This window comes from Halomonas sp. E14, from assembly GCF_052568415.1.
In genome coordinates, this window is the sequence record NZ_CP199423.1 from 1,395,910 (window position 1) to 1,413,194 (window position 17,285).

Sequence of the window (17,285 nt, forward strand, 5' to 3'; positions counted from 1 at the left end):
TGTTGGCTGGCTGAGCCGGCCTCAAAAATATTATTCATATTTGGATGCGTGCAACGGGATTAATAGATGTTAGATCAAGTGATGGGGGCGGTCGCAAATGATGCTTCTTCGGAATTATTTTTCCTGCTTTTTGGTTCTTTTATTTTGTATGTGCTTCAGCAGTCCTACAGGAAGGTTAAAAACATAAGGCATAGACGTCGACTAAGACATGAGTTGTCTTTATATAAGAAAAGAAAAGACTCGATTAATGTGGTTGATCTTGCTAATGGAGATCCTGAGTTTGAGAAAAGAAACATTTTTTCTAGAGAGGTGTCAATTTTTGGCGCCCATCGTAGCTTGTTTTTGAGTATGCCTGTCGAGATAGAAGAGAAAATAATTTCAAGAGAGCGAGAGGCCGGCTACATGGATTCTCAGCTTTCAAAATTTCACGCTGACACATCATTTGATGGCGGCAGTGATTTTAAAGACCTGGCTGAGCTGACTGGTATAATAGAACTTCCATGCCTGATAAATAAACATAAAAACATTGTTGGGGAGGAGTTTCTTAATGCTAAGGAGAGGTTGATATTCAATGGGGATAAATATGGCGTATTCAACCTCAAGTTCACGCGTTTCGGTGATGACGAAAAGCCAGGAGTGGAGATTGATTTTTTCAAAACGGATTACTATACCCATAGAGTTTTTAGGTCTATCTATCAAGAGCTAAAGTTGAATGGCCATCCTATTGCATCAGCCGGGCTTTCTGATTTTTTAAAATATAAGCCATTTCTCACTTCTTTTGGTATAAATGCTCTGCTTATTTGCGAAGGAGGTCATGGAAAAGAGATAATATTGAGCAAGCGTTCTGGCAGAGTGCAGGGTGGGGTTCAAAAATACCATATTACAATGAATGAGGGGCTGTCGCAGACAGATAAAGATCCTTTTGGTAAGGTTGATCTCGAGCTTTGCTTCAAGCGGGGGCTCCTCGAAGAGCTGGGAATTAATGATAAATTATATCAACACGGGGTGAAGGCTTCGTTTTATGATTTTTTCTTGGAAAAAAACAATTTTGAGATTGGTCTGTCGGCAGTTTTTGAATTGGATCTTGATTACGAAAAAGATATAGAGCCACTGATTGCTCGCGATAAGCATCTGGAAGTGGATTCGTTTGTCGCTTTGCCGCTAAAAAGTAAGGTCATAGAGGGCTTTATTGATAGTAATGAATTTATCCCGCATGGGTTGTATGTCTTGGAAAGGGTATTGTTGAGAGAAAATATTAGTGTCGCGAAGAGTGTTGCAAACGCATCATTTCGTACACGCTGAGTGACGTGAGCCATTCCTGTCTGTGAGTAGAGCTGTATGTGCTGTGAGTACAGGGATCGTATGCACAGTGATGGTATTCACCTGACAAAAAAGCCCCTGAGCCAGTTATCTGGCTCAGGGGCTTTGCATTTCTGTTGGCGGCTTACTTCGCCGCCAGTGCCACGCCCACCTTGGAGCGGTTCGGCCGACCGATGGTCTGGGTGATCCAGGTGCCGGTTTCGGCGAGCTTGTTGAGGTCGATGCCGGTGTCGATACCCAGGCCGTTGAGCAGGTAGACGACGTCTTCGCTCGCCACGTTGCCGGAGGCGCCCTTGGCGTAGGGGCAGCCGCCGAGGCCGGCGACGGAGCTATCCACCACGCTGATGCCCTCTTCCAGCACGGCGTAGAGGTTGGCCAGCGCCTGGCCGTAGGTGTCGTGGAAATGGGCAGCGAGCTTTTCCATGGGAATGTCGCGGCTCACGGCTTCGATCATGCGCTTGGCGGCGAGCGGGGTGCCGACGCCGATGGTGTCGCCGAGCGAGACTTCGTAGCAGCCCATGTCGTACAGCGCCTTGCTCACCTCGGCCACCTTGGCCGGGGCGATCTCGCCTTCGTAGGGGCAGCCGAGCACGGTGGAGACGTAGCCGCGCACGCGCACGTTGGCCTCTCTGGCTCGCTCCAGCACGGGGGCGAAGCGCTCCAGCGATTCGGCGACGGAGCAGTTGATGTTCTTCTGCGAGAAGGCTTCACTTGCCGCGCCGAATACCGCCACTTCTTCCACGCCGCACTCCAGCGCCGCTTCCAGCCCCTTGAGGTTGGGGGTAAGGGCGGCGTAGGTCACGCCTGGGCGGCGCTTCAGGCCGGTCATCACCTCGCGATGATCGGCCATCTGCGGTACCCACTTGGGCGAGACGAAGCTGGCCGCTTCGATGTACGTGAGCCCGGCGGCGCCCAGGCGGTCGATCAGTTCCAGCTTGGTGGCCGTGTCGATCGGGTTGGGCTCGTTCTGCAGCCCATCGCGGGGACCGACCTCGACCAGGCGCACCTTTTTCGGAAATGCCATCTAACGTCTCCTTATTCCGCTGGCGCAAACTCGAGCAGCACGTCTCCCTGGCCCACCGTGTCGCCGGCGTTGAAGTGGAAGCTTTCCACGTGGCCGTCGGCGGGGGCGGTCATGGTGTGTTCCATCTTCATGGCTTCCATGACCATCAGCGGCATGCCTTTCTCCACCTTCTGGCCGGCTTCCACCAGCAGCGCGACCACGGTGCCGTGCATCGGCGCGGTAAGGGTCGATTCGGCTTCGTGGTGGCCGTGGTCGATGGCGTCGATACGGCGCCAGAACAGGCGGGTTTCGCCACGCGGGTCGACCATGACGACGACGTTACCGTCGCGGCGGGCCTGCAGGCGGCGGCGGTGGCCGTTGAGGGTAACGGCCACGGCGTCGCCTTCCAGGTGCTGCAGGCGGGCGGTGAGGGTCTCGCCACCGATGGTCAGGTCCCACGGATCGGCGCCGCTGGCGCGGGTGCCTTCCACAATCACCACGCCTTCGGCATCGTGCACCTGGGCCACGGCCGGGTCGCACAAGGCGATGCGGATGGTGTGCGGGGCGTTGAGGCGGAAGCCGTCGTGGCGGTCCCAGGGGGAGTCGCTTTCACATTCGCGGGCCAGCTGGTTGAGGCCGATCAGCGCGGCGCCGGCGTACTCTTCGATGCTGAACTGCTTGGGCGCGAAGAGGGTGGCCTCGTTCTTCTCGATGAAGCGGGTGTCCAGCTCCACGTTGCGGAACGCGGGGTGGGTCGCCAGCCGCTGCAGGAAGGCGCGGTTGGTCACCACGCCCTGCACGTCCAGCGCGGCCAGCGCGCGGTTGAGGGTGGCCAGGGCCTGGTCGCGGTCGTCGCCGTGGACGATCAGCTTGGCCAGCATGGGGTCGTAGTGCATGGAGACCACGTCGCCGGTTTCCACGCCGCTGTCCAGGCGTACCTGGCGCGGGTCGAGTCCGGCGCCTTTCAGGTCCATGGCGAAGCGCTCGAGCCTGCCGGTGGCGGGCAGGAAGTCCTGATCCGGGTCTTCGGCGTAGAGCCGCGCCTCGAAGCTGTGGCCGGTAATGGTCAGCTCGTTTTGCTGCAACGGCAGCGCCTCGCCCATGGCCACGCGCAGCTGCCACTCGACCAGGTCCTGGCCGGTGATCATCTCGGTGACGGGGTGCTCCACCTGCAGGCGGGTGTTCATCTCCATGAAGTAGAACGAGCCGTCCTTGTCGAGCAGGAACTCGACGGTACCTGCGCCCACGTAGCCGATCTCCTTGGCGGCGCGTACGGCGGCTTCGCCCATCTCGCGGCGCAGCTCTGGCGACATGCCGGGGGCGGGGGCTTCTTCGAGTACCTTCTGGTGGCGGCGCTGCACGGAGCAGTCGCGCTCGAACAGGTAGACGCCGTTGCCGTGGCTGTCGCAGAACACCTGGACCTCGACGTGGCGCGGCTGGGTCAGGTACTTCTCGATCAGCATGCGGGTGTCGCCGAAGGCGGCCTGGGATTCGCGGCGGCAGCCGTCCAGTGCGGCCTGGAACTGCTCGCCGCTTTCCACCACGCGCATGCCCTTGCCACCGCCGCCGGCGCTGGCCTTGAGCAGCACCGGGTAGCCGATCTGGTCGGCTTCGCGGCGCAGCAGGGCGTCGTCCTGGTCGTCGCCGTGGTAGCCCGGCACCAGCGGTACGCCGGCGTTGGCCATGCGCGCCTTGGCCGCGGACTTGTCGCCCATGGCGGCAATCGCCGAGGCGGGCGGGCCGACGAAGGTAATGCCGGCGGCGTCCAGCGCTTCCACGAAGGCGCCGTTCTCGGAGAGGAAGCCGTAGCCGGGGTGAATGGCGCCGGCGCCGGTGCGCTTGGCGGCTTCCACTACCGCTTCGACCTTGAGGTAGCTCTCACGGGCGGCGGCCGGGCCCAGGCGCACGGCCTCGTCGGCCTCGCGTACGTGGCGGGCGTTGGCGTCGGCGTCGGAGTACACGGCCACGGTGCGCAGGCCCATGGCGCGGGCGGTGCGCATTACGCGGCAGGCGATTTCACCGCGGTTGGCGACCAGCAGGGTGTCGAAGGGCGTGGTGCGGGATTCGTTGTTCTGGCTCATGAGCGGCGCTCCGTGGCGGTCTTGTCGGGGTCGGCCCAGGCGGGGCGGCGCTTCTCGAAGAAGCTGGCCAGGCCCTCCTGGCCTTCGGCGCTCACGCGCAGTTCGCTGATCACACGGCAGGTGTGCTCGCGAGTGGCCTTGCTGTCGGGTTCACGGGCCACGTCGGCCAGCAGCGCCTTGGTGGCGCGCTGGGCCTGGGGCGAGCCGCCCAGCAGGGTATCGAGCATGCCGCTTACCGCGGCGTCCAGCGACTCGTGCTCGACTACCTGGTGGGCCAGGCCTAGCTCCAGCGCCTGGGCTGCTTCCATAACCTCGGCGGTAAGCGCGAAGCGGCGCATCTGGCGCGGACCCAGGGCACGCTGCACGTAGGGGCTGATCACGGCGGGCGAGAGGCCGATCCTGACCTCGGAGAGGCAGAACTTGGCCTTCTCGCTGGCGATCACGATGTCGCAGCAGGCCGCCAGGCCCACGGCACCGCCGAAGGCGGCACCCTGCACGCGGCAGACGGTGGGGCAGGGCAGGGTATCCAGGCCGTGCATCAGCTGCGAGAGCTTTCGCGAGTCGGCCAGGTTGCCCTCGAAGTCGTACTCCACCATGCGCTTCATCCAGCCGAGGTCGGCGCCGGCGGAGAAGCTCTTGCCCTCGGAGCCCAGCACCACCACGCGCACCTCGCCGTGGTGGGCGGCATCATGCAGCTTGGCCAGATGTGCATTGAGCTCGGCGATCAGGCTGTCGTCGAAGGCGTTGTGCACCTCGGGGCGATTCAGCGTCAGCCAGGCAACGCCGCGTTCGTCGATCTTGAGTTCGGAATATGTCTGCGTCATGGCTGCCTCACATCCGGAACACGCCGAACTTGGTGTCTTCCACTTCCGCGTTCATGGCGGCGGCAAGCGAGAGCCCCAGCACGTCGCGGGTCTGGGCCGGGTCGATCACGCCGTCGTCCCACAGCCGGGCACTGGCGTAGTAGGGGTGACCCTGGCGCTCGTACTGCTCGCGGGTGGGCTGCTTGAAGGCCTCTTCCTCTTCCTTGCTCCACTCATTGCCTTCGCGCTCGTACTGCTCGCGCTTGACCTGGGCCAGCACGCCGGCGGCCTGCTCGCCGCCCATTACCGAGATACGCGCGTTGGGCCACATGAACAGCAGGTTGGGGTCGTAGGCGCGGCCGCACATGCCGTAGTTGCCGGCGCCGAAGCTGCCGCCGATCAGTACGGTGAACTTGGGCACCTTGGCGCAGGCCACGGCGGTGACGAGCTTGGCGCCGTGCTTGGCGATGCCTTCGTGCTCGTACTTGGAGCCGACCATGAAGCCGGTGATGTTCTGCAGGAATACCAGCGGGATCTTGCGCTGGGCGCACAGCTCGATGAAGTGGGCGCCTTTCACCGCGGATTCGGAGAACAGCACGCCGTTGTTGGCGACGATGCCCACCGGGTAGCCGTGAATATGGGCGAAGCCGGTGACCAGGGTGTCGCCATAGTAGCGCTTGAACTCGTCGAAGTCGGAGTCGTCGACGATACGGCCGATCACTTCGCGCACGTCGAACGGCTTCTTGAGGTCGGTGCCAACGATGCCGTAGATCTCGCTGGGATCGAGACGCGGAGCCTTGGGTGCCTGCATCTTGAGCTGGCCGCGCTTCTGCCAGTTCAGCCGCGACACGCAGGCGCGGGCGAGCTGCAGGGCGTGGGCGTCGTTCTCGGCGTAGTGGTCGGCCACGCCGCTGATCTTGGCGTGTACGTCGGCGCCGCCCAGGTCCTCGGCGCTGATGCTCTCGCCGGTGGCGGCCTTCACCAGCGGCGGGCCGCCGAGAAAGATGGTGCCCTGCTGCTTGACGATGATCGACTCATCGGCCATGGCCGGTACGTAGGCGCCGCCGGCGGTGCACGAGCCCATCACCACGGCGATCTGCGGGATGCCCTCGGCGGAGAGGGTGGCCTGGTTGTAGAAGATGCGCCCGAAGTGGTCGCGGTCGGGGAACACTTCGTCCTGGCGGGGCAGGAAGGCGCCGCCGGAGTCGACCAGGTAGATGCACGGCAGACGGTGCTTGCGGGCGATCTCCTGGGCGCGGATGTGCTTCTTCACCGTCAGCGGGTAGTAGGTGCCGCCCTTGACGGTGGCGTCGTTGGCGACGATCACGCACTCCACGCCACTTACGCGACCGATACCGGTGACCACGCCGGCGGCGGGCACGTCGCTCTCGTAGACCTCATGGGCGGCCAGCGCCGAGAACTCGAGGAAGGGTGAGCCTTCGTCGATCAGGTGGTCGATGCGGTCGCGCACGAACAGCTTGCCGCGCGACTCATGCCGGGCGCGAGCCTTCTCGCCGCCGCCCTGGCTGATCGCCGCGGTCAGCTCGCGCAGCTTCATGACCTCGTGGCGCATGGCCTGGTCGTTGGCCTGGAAGCCGTCGCTGCGCGTATTGACTTGGGTGTTCAGGATGGCCATCTATCGGCTCCCTCAGATCTGGTAGGCAACAGAGTGAGCGCCGCCCGGGCCTGCGGGGTCCGGGCGAACGCCGTCAGGCTTACTTGGACTCGTTGAAGAGTTCGCGGCCGATCAGCATCCGGCGGATCTCGCTGGTGCCGGCGCCGATCTCGTAGAGCTTGGCGTCGCGCAGCAGGCGTCCGGTGGGGTACTCGTTGATGTAGCCGTTGCCGCCCAGCAGTTGGATGGCGTCCAGCGCCACCTGGGTGGCCTTCTCGGCGCAGTAGAGGATGACGCCGGCGGCGTCCTTGCGCGAGGTCTGGCCGCGGTCGCAGGCCGCCGCCACGGCATAGAGGTAGGCGCGACAGGCGTTCAGGGTGGTGTACATGTCGGCGATCTTGCCCTGCACCAGCTGGAACTCGCCGATCGACTGGTCGAACTGCTTACGCTCGTGGACGTAGGGCACCACGATGTCCATGGCCGCCTGCATGATCCCGATGGGGCCGGCGGCAAGCACGGTGCGCTCGTAGTCCAGGCCGCTCATCAGTACGCGTACGCCCTTGCCAACTTCGCCCAGCACGTTCTCTTCCGGCACTGCGCAGTCCTGGAACACCAGTTCGCAGGTGTTGGAGCCACGCATGCCGAGCTTGTCGAGCTTCTGTGCGGTGGAGAAGCCGGCGAAGCCCTTCTCGATGATGAAGGCGGTGATGCCCTTGGAGCCGGCGTCGGGATCGGTCTTGGCATAAACGACGAGCACGTCGGCGTCGGGGCCGTTGGTGATCCACATCTTGTTGCCGTTGAGGATGTACTTGCCACCCTCCTTGCGTGCGCGCAGCTTCATGCTCACCACGTCGGAACCGGCGCCCGGCTCGGACATGGCCAGCGCACCGATGTGTTCGCCGCTGATCAGCTTGGGCAGGTACTTGGCCTTCTGCTCGGCATTGGCATTGATCTTGAGCTGGTTGACGCACAGGTTGGAGTGCGCGCCATAGGAGAGACCCACCGAGGCGCTGGCGCGGGAGATCTCTTCCATGGCGATACAGTGGGCCAGGTAGCCCATGCCGCTGCCGCCGTCCTCTTCCGGCACGGTGATGCCGAGCAGGCCCATGTCGCCGAACTTCTGCCACAGATCGTTGGGGAACTCGTTCTTCTCGTCGATCTCGGCGGCGCGCGGGGCGATCTCGTCACGGGCGAAGGCGTTGACGTGATCGCGCAGCATGTTCAGTTCGTCGGCGAGGCCGAAGTCGAGGGGCTTGTAGGACAGGTGCATGGCAGTACTCCTCTTGCCGTTGTCGCTGGCCACCGCGGTTGGCCATGTCGCTGGCCTTAGTAGTGGCGAGTGGTTGTGGCGAGTTGTTGTGGCGATGTCAGGTGGAGCAGGGGGTGGCGCCGCACCCCTCGCAGTGTCTGGATGAGACAAGACTAGGGGAGGTTTACGTTAACGTAAAGTGCAGCCTATGCGCCTGCGACGAATGTCGAAGATATGCTGCCATGACTGGCTGAAAAGTGGACAAGCGTAGGGGGGAACTGGGGCAAAGGGTGGGCCTGGGTGACGGGGAGGCGTGAGCAGCCGCCGTGACCGAGCGGCTGCTACCGGAGAAAGACAGGGCTAGCTCTAGTGACGAACTCAAGAGGGCTATCCGAAGCGGCGGCTATTTACGAGATGGCTTTAGAAAGAAGCGGGCCATCGCCAATGGCGATGGCCCGCAGCGCTCAGCCGGCGAACCAGAGCGCCAGCTGGTAGTAGAGCGGGATACCCACGATCACGTTCAGCGGGAAGGTGAAGCCGAGGGCTGCCAGCATGGCTAGGCCGATGTTGGCCTGGGGTATCGCCGTTCGCATCGCCGCCGGGGCGGCGATATACGAGGCGCTGGCGGCAAGCGCCGTGAGAATCATCAGCGAGCCCATGGGCAGGCCGAGCAGCAGGCCGACGGTCAAGCCGGCCATGGCCAGGCAGAACGGTGCTACCAGGGCGAAGGTGAGCAGGCGCCAGTGGAACCACGGAATGGGGCGCAGGGTTTCCGCTGCGGTGAGGCCCATCTGCAGCAGGAACAGGGCGAGCACGGCGTGGAAGGCGCCCATGAACAGTTCGGTCACGGCTGCCCCTTCCCGGGGACCGTACATGGCGCCGATCACCGCGCCGCCGGCCAGTAGGATGACGCCGCGGTTGGTCAGGGTTTCATGCCAGATGCCCTGGAACGCCTCGCCTGCCTCCTTGCCGGCATGGCGGCGATAGAGCGCGATGGCCACCATGATCGCCGGCAGTTCCATCATTACCAGGTAGAGGGTGACTTCGGCGCCGATGGGCAGGGCGCGGCTTTCGGCGAAGGCCAGCGCCACGGCGAAGGTGCCCGCACTGACCGAACCATAGTGCGCCGCGATACTGGCACTGTCGGCAGGCGACAGGCGAATGAAGCGGCGCAGGATGGGCATCAGGATCAGCGGAATCAGGGCACCGAGAACGGCGACCGCCAGCAGTTCGTGGAACAGCGACCAGCGCAGGTTGCCATACAGTGCCATGCCGCCCTTGAGGCCGATGGTGAGCATGAGCAGCAGGCTCAGGGTGTCGTAGGCCGCCTTGGGAATGTTCAGGTCGGACTTGACGATGCCGGCAAGCAGGCCAAGCAGAAAGAACATTACGACTATGTCTGGCATAGGCTTCTCTTTTTTCGCGAAAGCGGTGACTAGGAATCATGCTAGCCGCGGATTGTGAGGATTGCGTGATATTGATACCAATAGAATCTCTGGGCAATTAATATAGAAAATAAACTATATCCCTGCTGGAAGCGCCTCTCATGAATATCCGTCACCTGACATTCCGTTTACTGCAAGTCTATGTGGCCGTCGTGCGCAGCGGCTCGGTCAGCGAGGCGGCGCGCCAGCTTCACCTGACCCAGCCCACCGTGTCCCAGCAGCTCAAGCGGCTCGGCGAGGCGGTAGGCGAGCCGCTGCTGAACAACCGCCAGGGCCGGCTGGTGCCCACCGAAGCGGGCCGCGAGCTGTACCGGGCCAGCCGGGAGGTGCTAGGCCGCTTCGATGACTTTCAGGATTATCTGGGTGCCCTGCGCGGCGGCGAGCGCGGCCGCTTCAGCATCGCCCTGGTCAACACCGCGCAGTACGTGCTGCCGCGCCTGCTCGGCCCCTACAGCCAGGCCTTTCCCGACGTTGATGTGACGCTGCATATCGGCAACCGCCGCCAGGTGCTCACACGCTTCGAACGCCAGGACGACGATCTCTATGTGTTCAGCCATCCTCCCTCGCTGACCCACGCCCTGGCCGGGCGTTTCCTGCGCAATCCTCTGGTGGTGGTGGGCCCGCGCGGCCATCCGCTGGCGGCGCTTGAGCGTGTCATCATGAGCGACTTGCTCGAGGAACGCTTCCTGCTGCGCGAGCCGGGCTCGGCCACGCGCATGCTGTTCGAAAGCTGGCTGCAGGAGCACGGCCTGTCACTGGGGCCGACCCTGCAGATGGCCAGCAACGAGGCGATTCGCGTCGGCGTGGCGGCCGGCATGGGGCTGGCCGTGCTCTCAGAGCACGTGCTGCCGCCGGAACACCCCGACCTGGTGATTCTGCCGGTGGAGGACTTTCCCATCGAGAGCCACTGGCAGTTCATCGTGCGTCGCGACCGCCGGCTGCCCCATGCCGCCTTGGGCTTCCTGCGCTTTGCCTCGGAGCATCTCGATGAGTGCGTGCAGCCGCGCTTCCTGGCCAATGAGCTGGTAGGGCTCCTCGGGCGGCTGGGAACGGAAGCCGGGGTTTAGGTGAGCTGCGCCGTTGTCATCTTCAGCACGACTTGGCAAAGCTACCCCTGCTTAAAAGGCACACCACGATCTACAACGAAAGGAGGCTCAAGAGGATTTGACTCCCCACCTGCCGCGCCCGCGCTCCGGTACCAGGCGGCCGAAGTAGAGCAGGCCGAAGATCAGCCAGGCCAGGGTGAGTATCAATGTGAAGACCAGCACCGCCGGTGCGCCGAACTGGGCGATGAGCGGCAGTGACGCTGCGGTGAACAGCCCGCCGCCGACCACCGGTTCGAACATCAGCTGCTTGTAGCCGAAGCTTTCGAAGGCGCCGGAGCGGTTCTTGGGGTCGGCCATGCGCATCAGCAGCAGGCCGGTGACGGTTACGCCCATGGACTGGCCGAAGTCGCCGATGCCGCGCTCGAACCAGTTCTCGGGGATCACCCGCGGGGCGATCACGATCAGTACGAATAGCGACCAACCGATGCCTGCAAGTGCCAGCAGCAGGAATGGAATGAAGTGCTCGCCGAGGGCGGTGAGCGACAGGGTGGCCAGCGCCGCGACGATGGTGAAGTCCAGCGCGGTGCCGGCAATGCGCGCCATGGTGCGGCTGGAGACATGCGGTTCGAGGCCGAAGCGTGTCACGCATAGCTGCACGATCACGCCGCCGATCATGGCGATGGGGAACAGCGGCACGTGGGCGAGGATCTCCAGGCCGTCGTTGGCGGCCCAGGTCTGCTGCTCGATCCACTGCAGGGCCGTGAGGATCAGCCAGCCGATGGCGATGGCGATGCCGACCAGGCCGATATGCAGGCTCAGCGGGTCGGCGGTTTCCTCTTCCTGGGCCAGGTCTTTCTTGAACTCGCTGTACTCCTCGGTGGGCGGCAGCTCGTTCTCCTCACCCTGGGACATGGCCTGGGCCTCGTCCAGTGCATCCGAGGTCTTGCGGGTCTTGTCCAGGTGGATGACGCCGCGCCGGGCGGCGATGTTGATCATCAGCGTACCGATCAGCACGCCCGAGACGATGCCCACGGTGGCAAGCCCCAGCGCCAGGTCGGCCCCCTCCTCGAAACCGAGCTCGGCGAAGGTGTCGGCCATGCCGGCCGCGGTGCCGTGGCCGCCCTCGAAGCCGATCTCTATCAGCGCGCCGGCCATGGGGTTCATGCCGAACACGGGCGCCAGGATGATCAACGCCAGTGACAGGCCCACGACGTACTGGCCCCAGGCCATGGTCTGGCCGACCACCACCTGGGGCCCGGCACGCATCCAGATGGTGCGCAGCCCGGGAATGGGGCGGCCGATGAAGAGGGCGGCGAACACCACGTTGATCAGCAGGCCGGGCAGGGCGGCCCAGCTTTCGAAGACATACTCGGGAAACAGGCCGGCGGCTTCCTCAAAAGGGGCCGTTACCGCACGGCCCGCCACCTCGGGGCCGAGCAGCAGCAGGATCGCACCGCCGATCACCGAGCTTGGTAGGAACAGTCGCCGCAGCCAGGGCGTCACGTTACGAATGGCATTGCTGGCCAGCAGCACCAGCGAGATAAGTACCAGCGCGATGAAAAGCTCGCCCACCGTCATGGTCATGTCGATCTCCTTCCTTGGAATCGCTCTCACGCTTCGACGCGTTTAGCTTAGTCGAACTTTGGGGCGCCACGTCTTCAGCGCCAAGCGCTTTGTTGCAGCCGACGTGCTTGGCTTGCCGAGCCGGGGTTGAGCATGCCATTAGTAATAGTTGATGCGTTCAGGACCCTTTGGCGATGACACGTTTATTCAAGAAGCACTATCACCCGGCCGGGACGGCGCCGGGCACCTTGCGCAATCTCACGCTGGAGCAGACGGCCTTGCTGGGGCCCGCCAGGTACACGCTGGCCTGTCGCGATGCGGGCCGCTGGGGTGAGGTGCATGAGATCCGCCCCGCCGATATCCCAGAGGCCAGCGCACAGGGTCCGCTCTGCTGGCTGCATGTGCAGGGCATGCCCACGGCGGAGGCGCTGGAACTGCTGGGCAACCGGGTGGGGCTGCATCCGCTGGCACAGGAGGACATCCTCAACGGCGGGCAGCGGCCCAAGGTCGAACGCTTCGATGATTCGCTGGTCGTCATCCTGGGGATTCCCGAGATCGATGACGAGGGTGCGCTACATCTGTACCAGACGACCCTGTTCATGGGCGGCAATATCGTGGTCAGCGTGTTGGCGGAACGCCTTGACCCCTTCACCGAGGTGCGGCGTCGGCTCAGGGAGCGCGGTGGACGGGCGCTGTCCGAGCCCGACGACTTGCTCTATGGCCTGCTCGATGCCGCCGTGGATCACGCCTTCCCGGTGCTGGACAGCGTGGGCGAGCGCATCGAGGAGCTCGAGGTGGAAATCCTCGACCGTCCCGACAGCTCGACCCTGGAGCGGCTGCATGGCTTGAAGCGTGAGCTGATCATGCTGCGCCGCTATCTATGGCCAACGCGTGAGGTGATCAACCAGTTGCTGCGCGATCATGACGATCTGTTCACGCCCGATACGCGCATGTGGATGCGCGACGTCTACGACCACACCGTGCAGATAATGGACCTGGTGGAGAGCTATCGCGACATGACGGCGAGCCTGCTCGACGTCTATCTCTCGAGCATGAGCAATCGCCTCAACGAGAGCATGCGCACCCTGACCATCATCGCCACTGTGTTCATGCCGCTCACCTTCATCGTCGGTGTGTACGGCATGAACTTCGAACACCCCACCAGCCCGTTCGCCATGCCCGAGCTGGGCTGGTACTGGGGTTATCCGCTGGTATGGGGCGTGATGATTCTGGCGGCCGTCGCCATGGTGGCATGGTTCAAGCGCAAGCGCTGGTTTTAGCGCAGCGCAGGGCAGGTCGCGCCAGCTGCCCCGGTACCGCCGGCTGGGGGAACTCAGCCCTGGCGAGGTATCAGGGCCTGCTCCAGGGTGGCGAGCCGACCGGGAACCAGGGCATCCTCCACTGCCGTGATGCGCAGCACATGGCCCAGCGCCGGATCGGCAGGGCGGGAGATCAGCTTGCCTTCGTCCAGCAGTGCCTGGTGCACTCTTCCGGCCAGCTCGGCGCTGGCCAGCCGCAGCCCCACGAAATTGGTGGCGCTGGGCAGCACATCGGCACCCAGTTCGCGCAGGTGGGCCGCCAGGCGTTCGCGGCGCTCACGCACCGACGCCACATGGGCGTTCACCTCGGCAGGGTAGTCCAGCACGGTTTCGGCGGCGGCCTGGCTCAGCGTCGACACTGCATAGTGGATTCGTACCTTCATCATTACCGCCAGGGTTTCCGGCTCGGCGATGGCATAGCCCACCCGCAGCCCGGCCAGGCCATGGGCCTTGGAGAGAGTGCGCAGGCGAATCACGCCCGGCAGCGTACGCCGCCCGAACTCGCCGTCGGCATCCTCGCGAAAATCATGGTAGGCCTCGTCGAGCAGCAGCCAGCAGTCGGCGGGTAGCGCGTCACGCAATGCCACCACGTCGGCGTCGCGGTGCAGGTGGCCACTGGGGTTGTCGGGGTTGGCCAGGTAAACCAGGCGCGCGCGCTGTTCCCGGGCGGCCCGAGCCAGGGCGTCGAGGTCCGGTGCCAGGCGACCGGGCCCTTCGTCGTAGGGTACCTCCACCAGCCGGCAGCCGTGGCCCCGGGCAAAGTAGCTGAAGGTAGGGTACGTGCCCCTGGTGCTCACCACCACGTTGCCCTGCGCGACCACGGCGCGCAGCGAGAGTGCGATCAGGCTGTCGGCGCCGGCGTCTACCAGCATGGCCTCCAGGGGAATGCCCTTCTGCTCGGCGAGGCGCCGGCGGATGCCCAGCGCCTCGCCGTCACCGTAGCTGTAGACGTGGGCCGCCATGGCATCGCCGAAGCGTTCGCGCAGGGCCCGGTGGGGCATGTCGAGCCCCTCGTTCGAGCCCAGTTGGTGGGGGATCTCCCGGCCCAGCCGGCGCTCCAGCACGCGCACGCCGGGAAAGGGATTGTGGGGGCCGTCACCGGTCAGGTGCTCGGGAAAGTGGGGCATCGGATCCTCGTTCATGGGCTTTTTCCTTTTTCCAGCATCACGATCGCCACGGCGGCCAGCGTCAGCAGCAGGGCGAGGAATACCTTCATGCTCAACGGCTCGCCCAGCAGCAAGATGGCACTGGAGACGCCGACGGTGGGGATGATCAGGGTGCTGATGGTAGCTTGGGCGATGGTCAGTCGGTTGACGTTCATGAACCAGAGCATCTGGGCGAGGGTAATCGAAAACAACAGATGGTAGCCAAGCGCCAGCCAGGTGCTGGCTTGCCAGGCGGCCGGGGGCGGCGGTGTTTCCCTGGCCATCATCATCACGATCATGGGCACCGCACAGAGCACGAATTGCCAGCCGGTGATCACCACCGCATGGCTCTGCCAGATGCCCCGCTTCTTGATCAGCACCGTGCCCAGCGCCCATGAAAGCGCCGCCCCCAGCATGATGGCCGGCCCCGCCAGACCCTGGGGCCCACTGGCCAGCGCCATCGGCCCCAGCAGCACGAGCAGGCCGGCCTGTCCGCACGCCAGCCCCAGCCACTGGCGGCGCGTGATGCGCTGGCCGAGAAGCCACCAGCCCAGCAGCAGCGCCCAGCAGGGCATGCTGAAGGCGATGATGGCCGCCTGGGAGGTCGGCATCTTGAGCTGGCCGAAGGCCGTGGCCAGGTTGAAGCCCAGGATGGTGAAGAACCCTGTGGCGATCAGCCAGGGCCACTCGCCGGCCGGCACGCGCAGCGGCAACCGCCGCCAGCGGGCCCAGCTCATCAGCAGAAGGGCCCCCGTGGAGAAGCCGATCGCCCGCAGCGTGAAGGGCGGCACGTCCATCAGGATGAACCGCACCGCCGGCCAGTTGCCGCCCCAGAACAGGCCGATGGTGGCGATCAGCAGCAGGGTGGTCAGCCGTCTGCTGTGCCGCAGGAGGGCAAGCTGGCTGCGTGCCAGGGTCAGGTTCATCGGGTTGCGCTCGGTAACGGTGCGGCACGCTGGCGCCACCCGCTGGGACCAAGCCCGCCGCCTTTCGTCACGAGTGTCAGCGTGACCTCGCGGCTGGCTCTTTGGCCTCTCCCGGGCCGGGTTGTCTTCGGGCTCATGCCGTTTCCAGTGCCTCCGGGCGGCCGGGAATGGCCTCTAGAAGCTGCCTGGTATAGGCCTGTTGCGGAGCCAGGAAGACGTCTCGCGCCGGGCCCTGCTCGACGATTCGCCCGTGCTGCATCACGATGATGCGATCGCAGATCTGTGCCGCCACCCGCAGGTCGTGGGTGATGAACAGCAGCGACAGCGACAGCTTCTGCTTGAGCTCCTCGAGCAGTTCGAGGATCTGCGCCTGGATCGAGACGTCGAGCGCGGAAACGGCTTCGTCGGCGACGATCAGTTCCGGCTCCAGGGCCAGCGCTCGGGCGATGCCGATGCGCTGCCGCTGGCCGCCCGAGAACTCGTGGGGAAAGCGGTCGGCGGTGCCGCCCAGGCCAACGAGTTCGAGCAGCTCGTCGGCCTGGGCCATCGCCCTGGCCTTGGGCGTGCCGTTGGCGATGGGGCCCTGGGCGATGGCGTAGCCGACCCGATGGCGCGGATTGAGCGAAGCGTAGGGGTCCTGGAAGATCATCTGGACCCGGTGGCGCTCGCGGCGCAGCGCCTCACCCTTCAGGTGCATGAAGTCGGTGCCGGAGAGGTGCATGCTGCCGCTGTCAGGGTGCTCGAGCCGCACCACGCAGCGCCCCAGCGTCGACTTGCCGGAGCCCGACTCGCCCACGACGCCGACGGTCTCGCCTTTCACCAGGGCAAAGGAGACGTCGCGCAGGGCGTGGACCTCCCGCGCCGGCTTGAACAGCCCGCCTCGCGAGCGGAACACCTTGTTGAGCCCCTCGACCTTCAGCAGCGGTGTGTCGGTTTCGGCACCGCGAGCCTCGGGAATCACGTCGCTGGGAATCGCCTCGATGAGCGCCCGGGTGTAGGCGTGCCGGGGGTTGTCCAGCACCGCCTTGGCGTCGCCCAGCTCGACGACCTTGCCGTGGCGCATCACGCAGACCCGGTTGGCGATCTCAGCCACCACCCCGAAGTCGTGGGTGATGAACATGACCGCCATGCCGCGGCGGCGCTGGAGGTCGAGGATCAGCTCGAGGATCTGGGCCTGGGTCGTTACGTCCAGGGCCGTGGTCGGCTCGTCGGCGATCAGAAGCTCCGGCTCGAGGGCCAGGGCCATGGCGATCATCACCCGCTGGCGCTGCCCGCCGGAGAGCTGGAAGGGGTAGGCGCGGATGGCTTTCTCGGGCTGCGGAATGCCCACCTCGTTGAGCAGGGCCAGTGCCTTCTCCTGGCGCTCCTGCCTGTTCAGCCGGCCGTGGGCCTCGAACACTTCGCTGATCTGGGCGCCGACCCGCATCAGCGGGTTCAGGGCGGTCATCGGCTCCTGGAAGATCATGCCGATGCGCAGGCCGCGCAGCTGTCGATGCTGCTTCTCGGAGAGAGTCAGTAGGTCCTGGCCGTCGAAGATGGCCTCGCCGCCTGCCGGGCGTACCCCCTTCGGCAACAGGCCCATGACGGCGTTGGCGGCCATCGACTTGCCGGAGCCGGACTCGCCGACCACGCAGAGGATCTCGCCGGGATGGACGTCGTAGCTGACATCCTCTACGGCGTAGGCGCGATCGGCGCCCTTGGGCAGGGCGATGGTCAGCTGGCGCAGGCTCAGCAGGGGGCTTGTGTCTGTCGGGTTCATGGTGTTCCCCT

The 17,285-nt window shown here is 64.4% G+C and carries 13 protein-coding genes; 3 read left to right on the top strand and 10 right to left on the bottom strand.

What is annotated here, in order from left to right; genetic code table 11:
- Positions 1-66: 66 nt before the first annotated feature.
- The gene (locus ACT7B3_RS06455; protein WP_445157283.1) at positions 67-1,302 is read left to right on the top strand and encodes a hypothetical protein; all 1,236 of its coding nucleotides are present in this window, start codon (positions 67-69) and stop codon (positions 1,300-1,302) included.
- Between the two features lie 142 nt (positions 1,303-1,444).
- On the opposite strand, the gene ACT7B3_RS06460 is transcribed toward ACT7B3_RS06455, so the two are convergent.
- The 6 genes from ACT7B3_RS06460 to ACT7B3_RS06485 form a co-directional block, all read right to left on the bottom strand.
- On the bottom strand, positions 1,445-2,344 hold the full coding sequence (locus ACT7B3_RS06460; protein ID WP_445157284.1) for a hydroxymethylglutaryl-CoA lyase: 900 nt from the start codon (positions 2,342-2,344) through the stop codon (positions 1,445-1,447).
- Between the two features lie 11 nt (positions 2,345-2,355).
- Positions 2,356-4,404: an acetyl/propionyl/methylcrotonyl-CoA carboxylase subunit alpha gene (locus ACT7B3_RS06465; RefSeq protein WP_445157285.1), complete on the bottom strand. Its 2,049-nt coding sequence runs from the start codon at positions 4,402-4,404 to the stop codon at positions 2,356-2,358.
- Entirely contained in the window at positions 4,401-5,228 is an 828-nt protein-coding gene (locus ACT7B3_RS06470) for an enoyl-CoA hydratase/isomerase family protein (RefSeq protein WP_445157286.1), read from the bottom strand. Before ACT7B3_RS06470 ends, ACT7B3_RS06465 begins: the two co-directional genes overlap by 4 nt.
- A gap of 7 nt (positions 5,229-5,235) precedes the next feature.
- A complete protein-coding gene (locus ACT7B3_RS06475) occupies positions 5,236-6,843 on the bottom strand; it encodes a carboxyl transferase domain-containing protein (protein WP_445157287.1) in 1,608 nt (535 codons plus the stop codon).
- A gap of 79 nt (positions 6,844-6,922) precedes the next feature.
- Positions 6,923-8,092 (bottom strand): isovaleryl-CoA dehydrogenase, encoded by a 1,170-nt coding sequence (locus tag ACT7B3_RS06480; protein ID WP_444677948.1) that lies wholly within the window; start codon positions 8,090-8,092, stop codon positions 6,923-6,925.
- A gap of 443 nt (positions 8,093-8,535) precedes the next feature.
- Positions 8,536-9,477 (bottom strand): sodium-dependent bicarbonate transport family permease, encoded by a 942-nt coding sequence (locus tag ACT7B3_RS06485; RefSeq protein ID WP_444677947.1) that lies wholly within the window; start codon positions 9,475-9,477, stop codon positions 8,536-8,538.
- Positions 9,478-9,617: 140 nt separating this feature from the next.
- On the opposite strand from ACT7B3_RS06485, the gene ACT7B3_RS06490 reads away from it, so the two are divergent.
- Positions 9,618-10,583, top strand: coding sequence for a LysR family transcriptional regulator (locus ACT7B3_RS06490; RefSeq protein WP_444677946.1), 966 nt, complete (start codon positions 9,618-9,620; stop codon positions 10,581-10,583).
- Between the two features lie 87 nt (positions 10,584-10,670).
- Here ACT7B3_RS06490 and ACT7B3_RS06495 read toward each other — a convergent pair whose 3' ends face one another.
- The gene (locus ACT7B3_RS06495; protein ID WP_445157288.1) at positions 10,671-12,146 is read right to left on the bottom strand and encodes a sodium/glutamate symporter; all 1,476 of its coding nucleotides are present in this window, start codon (positions 12,144-12,146) and stop codon (positions 10,671-10,673) included.
- A gap of 173 nt (positions 12,147-12,319) precedes the next feature.
- Here ACT7B3_RS06495 and corA point away from each other — a divergent pair, with 173 nt between their 5' ends.
- On the top strand, positions 12,320-13,405 hold the full coding sequence (gene corA / locus ACT7B3_RS06500) for a magnesium/cobalt transporter CorA (protein ID WP_445157289.1): 1,086 nt from the start codon (positions 12,320-12,322) through the stop codon (positions 13,403-13,405).
- Between the two features lie 53 nt (positions 13,406-13,458).
- On the opposite strand, the gene ACT7B3_RS06505 is transcribed toward corA, so the two are convergent.
- From ACT7B3_RS06505 to ACT7B3_RS06515, 3 genes are all read right to left on the bottom strand, one after another.
- Positions 13,459-14,571 (bottom strand): pyridoxal phosphate-dependent aminotransferase, encoded by a 1,113-nt coding sequence (locus tag ACT7B3_RS06505; protein WP_444679350.1) that lies wholly within the window; start codon positions 14,569-14,571, stop codon positions 13,459-13,461.
- Positions 14,572-14,582: 11 nt separating this feature from the next.
- On the bottom strand, positions 14,583-15,515 hold the full coding sequence (locus tag ACT7B3_RS06510; protein WP_445157290.1) for a DMT family transporter: 933 nt from the start codon (positions 15,513-15,515) through the stop codon (positions 14,583-14,585).
- A 133-nt stretch (positions 15,516-15,648) separates the two neighbouring features.
- Entirely contained in the window at positions 15,649-17,274 is a 1,626-nt protein-coding gene (locus tag ACT7B3_RS06515; RefSeq protein WP_445157291.1) for an ABC transporter ATP-binding protein, read from the bottom strand.
- Positions 17,275-17,285 lie beyond the last annotated feature (11 nt).

Coding starts and splice junctions, on each gene's coding strand:
- ACT7B3_RS06475 (WP_445157287.1), bottom strand. CDS start 6,843: ATGGCCATCCTGAACACCCAAGTCAATACGCGCAGCGACGGCTTCCAG.
- ACT7B3_RS06505 (WP_444679350.1), bottom strand. CDS start 14,571: ATGCCCCACTTTCCCGAGCACCTGACCGGTGACGGCCCCCACAATCCC.
- ACT7B3_RS06460 (WP_445157284.1), bottom strand. CDS start 2,344: ATGGCATTTCCGAAAAAGGTGCGCCTGGTCGAGGTCGGTCCCCGCGAT.
- ACT7B3_RS06490 (WP_444677946.1), top strand. CDS start 9,618: ATGAATATCCGTCACCTGACATTCCGTTTACTGCAAGTCTATGTGGCC.
- ACT7B3_RS06510 (WP_445157290.1), bottom strand. CDS start 15,515: ATGAACCTGACCCTGGCACGCAGCCAGCTTGCCCTCCTGCGGCACAGC.
- ACT7B3_RS06480 (WP_444677948.1), bottom strand. CDS start 8,092: ATGCACCTGTCCTACAAGCCCCTCGACTTCGGCCTCGCCGACGAACTG.
- ACT7B3_RS06485 (WP_444677947.1), bottom strand. CDS start 9,477: ATGCCAGACATAGTCGTAATGTTCTTTCTGCTTGGCCTGCTTGCCGGC.
- ACT7B3_RS06515 (WP_445157291.1), bottom strand. CDS start 17,274: ATGAACCCGACAGACACAAGCCCCCTGCTGAGCCTGCGCCAGCTGACC.
- ACT7B3_RS06495 (WP_445157288.1), bottom strand. CDS start 12,146: ATGACCATGACGGTGGGCGAGCTTTTCATCGCGCTGGTACTTATCTCG.
- ACT7B3_RS06465 (WP_445157285.1), bottom strand. CDS start 4,404: ATGAGCCAGAACAACGAATCCCGCACCACGCCCTTCGACACCCTGCTG.
- ACT7B3_RS06470 (WP_445157286.1), bottom strand. CDS start 5,228: ATGACGCAGACATATTCCGAACTCAAGATCGACGAACGCGGCGTTGCC.
- corA (WP_445157289.1), top strand. CDS start 12,320: ATGACACGTTTATTCAAGAAGCACTATCACCCGGCCGGGACGGCGCCG.
- ACT7B3_RS06455 (WP_445157283.1), top strand. CDS start 67: ATGTTAGATCAAGTGATGGGGGCGGTCGCAAATGATGCTTCTTCGGAA.